Annotated in this window: 6 protein-coding genes; 4 read left to right on the top strand and 2 right to left on the bottom strand. The window is 74.7% G+C overall.

Going from position 1 to position 4138, the window contains the following annotated elements:
* Positions 1 to 1111: aminopeptidase P family protein (locus tag H5J30_RS20180; protein ID WP_181788809.1), on the bottom strand; the 1111-nt coding region annotated here is incomplete at its 3' end.
* Positions 1112 to 1270: 159 nt separating this feature from the next.
* Here H5J30_RS20180 and H5J30_RS36855 point away from each other — a divergent pair.
* Positions 1271 to 1402, top strand: coding sequence for a hypothetical protein (locus H5J30_RS36855; RefSeq protein WP_258563431.1), 132 nt, complete (start codon positions 1271 to 1273; stop codon positions 1400 to 1402).
* A 19-nt stretch (positions 1403 to 1421) separates the two neighbouring features.
* On the top strand, positions 1422 to 2018 hold the full coding sequence (locus H5J30_RS20175; protein ID WP_181788808.1) for a TetR/AcrR family transcriptional regulator: 597 nt from the start codon (positions 1422 to 1424) through the stop codon (positions 2016 to 2018).
* 109 nt (positions 2019 to 2127) lie between these two features.
* Here H5J30_RS20175 and H5J30_RS20170 read toward each other — a convergent pair whose 3' ends face one another.
* Entirely contained in the window at positions 2128 to 2769 is a 642-nt protein-coding gene (locus H5J30_RS20170; protein ID WP_181788807.1) for a TetR/AcrR family transcriptional regulator, read from the bottom strand.
* Positions 2770 to 2869: 100 nt separating this feature from the next.
* On the opposite strand from H5J30_RS20170, the gene H5J30_RS20165 reads away from it, so the two are divergent.
* Complete coding sequence (locus tag H5J30_RS20165; protein WP_181788806.1) at positions 2870 to 3448, top strand: MFS transporter; 579 nt, start codon at positions 2870 to 2872, stop codon at positions 3446 to 3448.
* A partial coding sequence (locus tag H5J30_RS20160) for an MFS transporter (protein WP_181788805.1) occupies positions 3427 to 4138 on the top strand: 712 nt, incomplete at its 3' end. The genes H5J30_RS20165 and H5J30_RS20160, both read left to right, overlap by 22 nt.

Here is a 4138-nt window from a genome sequence, read left to right as displayed (position 1 = left end):
CCATCTCGCGCGCGGTGTCGTTGAGCCGCCGACCGCCGCTCCCGGTGACGGTCACGATGTCCTCGATGCGTACGCCGAAGCGCCCCGGCAGGTAGATGCCGGGCTCGACCGAGAAGCACATGCCGGGCACGAGCGGCTGCTCCTCGCCCTCGATCATGTACGGCGGCTCGTGGGTCGTGGTGCCGATGCCGTGCCCGGTGCGGTGGATGAAGTACTCGCCGTAGCCCGCGTCGGCGATGACCCGGCGCGCCGCCCGGTCGACCTCCTGGCAGGCGGCGCCGGGCCGCACCGCCCGGAAGCCGGCCTCCTGCGCCGCGCGTACGACGTCGTGGATCTCCCGCTCCTCGGCGGTGGGTTCGCCGACGTGCACGGTGCGGGTGGTGTCGGAGCCGTAGCCGTGGACGAGGCCGCCGAAGTCGAGGACGACCATGTCGCCGTCGCGGATGACGCGTTCGCCGGCCTCGTGGTGCGGGTTCGCGCCGTTGGGCCCGGAGCCGACGACGGTGAAGTCGACCTGGGAGTGGCCGAACCGGCGCAGCAGCGCGGCCAGTTCCGCGGCGACGTCGGACTCCTTGCGGCCGGCGAAGCGCGCGTTCCTGATCTCCTCGTACGCGGCGTCCGCGGCGGCGCCGGCCGCGGCCAGCCGCGCGAGTTCCGCGTCGTCCTTGACGGCGCGCAGCATCGGCAGCCCGTCGGAGAAGGAGACGTACGCGGACTCCGGCAGCTCGCGCTGGAGCCCGAGCAGGTGCAGGGCCCAGGCGTCGTCGCTGACGGCGTACCGGCCGCGGGCGTCGAGCAGCGGTGCGGTCACGGCGTACGGGCTGGTGCCGTCGGTCCAGTCGCGCAGGGCGAGGGCCGGTCCGCCGGCCGCCTTCGCGGCGTCGCCGGCCTCCAGCTTCGGCACCACGAGCACCGGATCCGCCCCAGGCACGAGCACGAGCAGGGTGAGCCGCTCGGTGGCGGCGGGCGGCGCGTAGCCGGTGAGCCAGACGAGGTCGGGCCCGGGGGCGACGAGCAGCCCGGCGAACCCGGCACCGGCGGCGGCGCGGGCGGCGTGCCGCATGCGGGCGCGGTAGTCGTCGGCGGTGAACGGGGCGAAGTCGCCGGTCATGCGGGGCTCCTCGGTGCTCGTCGGCGGGTGTGCCGGGCCTGGGAGGAACGTACCCCGTCCGCACCCGGACGTACGTAACGCAAGTCAACTTGCATTAGGGGCACGCCAGGTCGTACCTTAAAGCAAGAATCACTGCGTTAACTGACAGGAGGCACCCCGATGGTTCTCACCCCGGACTTCTGGACGCTGTTCACCGTGTTCGCCGCCGGCGGCATGGGGCTCACCGCCGCGACCGCCGCACTGATCGCCGCGCTCCCCCGCGCCCACGGCGAACGGCCGGCGCCGCACTGACCTGCGCTACGTTGGCGGGATGCCGGAAAGCAGCCGCCAGCCCGCCACCGCCGCCCGCAGAACGGGCGGCCGCAGCGCCCGCGTACGCGCCGCCGTGCTGCAGGCGACGGTGGACGTCGTCCTGGAGCACGGCACCGACGCGCTGTCGATCGCCGAGGTCGCCCAGCGCGCCGGCGTCCACGAGACGTCGATCTACCGCCGCTGGGGCACCAAGGCCGCGCTCGCCCTCGACGCCGTCCTCGACCGCACCCGCACCGACCTGCCCACCCCCGACACCGGCACCCTCCGCGGCGACCTGCTCGCCCTCCTCCACGACACCGCCGCCTTCGTCCGCACCCCGCTGGGCGGCCTGCTGCTGCGGATGGTGGTGCAGGAGGACCTCGCGGAGTACGAGGCGGCCCGCGACGAGTTCTGGACCACCCGCTTCGCGGTCGGCGCGCAGGTCCTCGACCGCGCCGAGTCCCGCGGCGAACTCCGCCCCGGCGTCGACCGCCGACTGGCCTTCGAGGCCCTCACGGGCCCGCTGCACACCCGCCTGCTGCTGACCCGCGAACCACTGGACGACGCCTTCCTGGAGGCCACGGTGGACCTGCTCCTGACAGGCATCGGCACCTGACCCCACCACCCGGACCTCCCGCAGCGGGGTCCTGACGGCGTGCCCAAGCGGCACTGACCCGTGCGGGTTTCGGCGCCGGGGGCATCGCCGAGCGGCCGTCCACGGGGCCTCAGCCGCGCGCGGCCGGCGCCTCGAAGGCGGCCGTCAGCAGTGTCGTCAGGCGGGCCGCGTCGTCCGGGCCGGGGGGCTCCGCCGGGGGTGGGCCCGGGTGGAAGTCGGTGAGGGTGCCGGACTGGTGGAGGGCCAGGAGGCCGACCATGGCGCGGTAGCGGTAGGCCACCTCGGCCGGGGTGAGGTGGGGCAGCGCTTCCGTGAGGGCGCCGAGGTACTCGCCCTCCACCGGGGCGACTTCCGCGCCGAAGAGGCGGCGGATCGCCGGGTCCGGTTCGCAGACGAGCCGGCCCAGGAAGCGGCGCAGGTCCGCGCCGCCCGCCTCCTGCGGGTCGCCGAGGTGCGCGCCGGTGGCGACGAAGGCGTGCACCAGGTCCGCCGCGCTCGGGGGGCGGGCGGCGGCGCGGAGTTCGCCGAGGAGGCGCAGGCGCTCGCGGTTGACGGTGGCCATGGCGCGTTCGACGACGGCGCGCAGCAGCCCTTCCTTCGAACCGAAGTGGTAGTTCACCGCGGCCACGTTGGCGTCCGCGGCTTCGGTCACGGTGCGCAGGGAGGTCGCGGCGAACCCGTGCTCGGCGAAGAGCCGCTCGGCGGCGTCGAGGAGGCGGGTGCGGGTGGCGGTGGCGCGTGGCGTGGGCATCGACCAGGAGTTTAAAACGCCCGCTTGAAGACGGCAACGAAGGCGTGATAGGGATTTAAACGATCGTTTGAATTCGTTGTTTGACGAGACGGAGGCCCGCATGCCCCGACACGCCGTCGGCCCCCGCCGCCGCACCGCCGTGCTGACCGTGATGTGCCTCGCCCTCGCCGTGGTCGTCGGCATGCTCGCCTCGCTGCTCGTGGCCGCGCCCGGGATGGCGCGCGACCTGGCGGCCACGGAGAGCGAGTTGCAGTGGGTCATGAACGCCTACGGCGTCACCTTCGCCGGGCTCCTGCTCGCCGGCGGGGCCCTCGGCGACCGCTACGGGCGCAAGGGCGTCCTCCTCACCGGGCTCGCCGTGTTCGGCCTCGCCTCCGGCGCCGTCCTGCTGGTCGACGACGTGGCGCTCGTGATCGTGCTCCGCGGCGCGGCCGGGGTGGGCGCGGCGCTCGTCATGCCGATGACCCTGTCGGTCATCACGGCCGTCTACCCGCCGGAGAGCCGCGGGCGGGCGGTCGGCATCTGGTCCGGCGTCAGCTTCGGCTCCGCGCTGCTGGCGGTGCTGCTCGCCGGCGGGCTGCTGGAGGCGTACTCCTGGCGCTCGGTCTTCGCCGTCAACGCCGGGCTCGCCGCCGTGGCGCGGCGCCGCTGGACACCGTGGGCGCGCTGCTCTCCGTGACCGGCATCGGCGCGGTGGTCTTCGGCATCGTGGAGGGGCCGGAGCGGGGCTGGGCGCACGGCGCGGTGCTCGCCGGCTTCGCCGTCGGGGCCGCCGCGCTGGGCGCGTTCGTACGGTGGGAGCTGCGCACCCCGTATCCGCTGCTCGACCTGCGGGTGTTCCGGCTGCGCGGCGTCTCGGCCGGCTCGCTGGTCATCACGGCCGAGACCCTCGCCATGTTCGGGTTCTTCTTCCTGGGTCTGCAGTACCTGCAGGAGATCCTCGGCTACTCGCCCCTGCGCGCCGGGCTCGCCCTCGCCGCGATGGCCGTCGGCGCCATGGTGTTCTCCCCCTTCGCGCCCGCGCTGGCCAAGCGGTACGGCATGGCCGCCGTCATCGGGCTCGGCATGGCGCTGATCGCCGCGGGCCTGCTGATACTCGCGGCGGTCGTCGGCGGCTCGGGGATCGGCGGCTCGGGGATCGGCGGCTCGGGGATCGGCGGCTTCCTCGTCGCCACCGCCGTCCTCGGCGCCGGCGTCGCCTTCGCCGCCACCCCGGCGACGGAGGCGATCGTCGCCGCGCTCCCGCCCGCCAAGCAGGGCGTCGCCTCCGCGCTCAACGACCTCACCCGCGAACTGGGCGGCGTCCTCGGCATCGCCGTCCTCGGCAGCGTCTTCAACTCCACCTACCGGGCCGAGGTCGGCCGGGCCG

This window comes from Streptomyces phytophilus, assembly GCF_013870535.1.
GTDB lineage: Bacteria > Actinomycetota > Actinomycetes > Streptomycetales > Streptomycetaceae > Streptomyces > Streptomyces phytophilus.
The sequence above is the reverse complement of the archived record's forward strand: the minus strand, read 5'-3'. Positions and strand labels throughout refer to the sequence as shown.

Bases quoted from the DNA above. Each gene is read 5' to 3' on its own strand.
- H5J30_RS36855 (WP_258563431.1), top strand. From the start codon at position 1,271: ATGGTTCTCACCCCGGACTTCTGGACGCTGTTCACCGTGTTCGCCGCC.
- H5J30_RS20175 (WP_181788808.1), top strand. From the start codon at position 1,422: ATGCCGGAAAGCAGCCGCCAGCCCGCCACCGCCGCCCGCAGAACGGGC.
- H5J30_RS20170 (WP_181788807.1), bottom strand. From the start codon at position 2,769: ATGCCCACGCCACGCGCCACCGCCACCCGCACCCGCCTCCTCGACGCC.
- H5J30_RS20165 (WP_181788806.1), top strand. From the start codon at position 2,870: ATGCCCCGACACGCCGTCGGCCCCCGCCGCCGCACCGCCGTGCTGACC.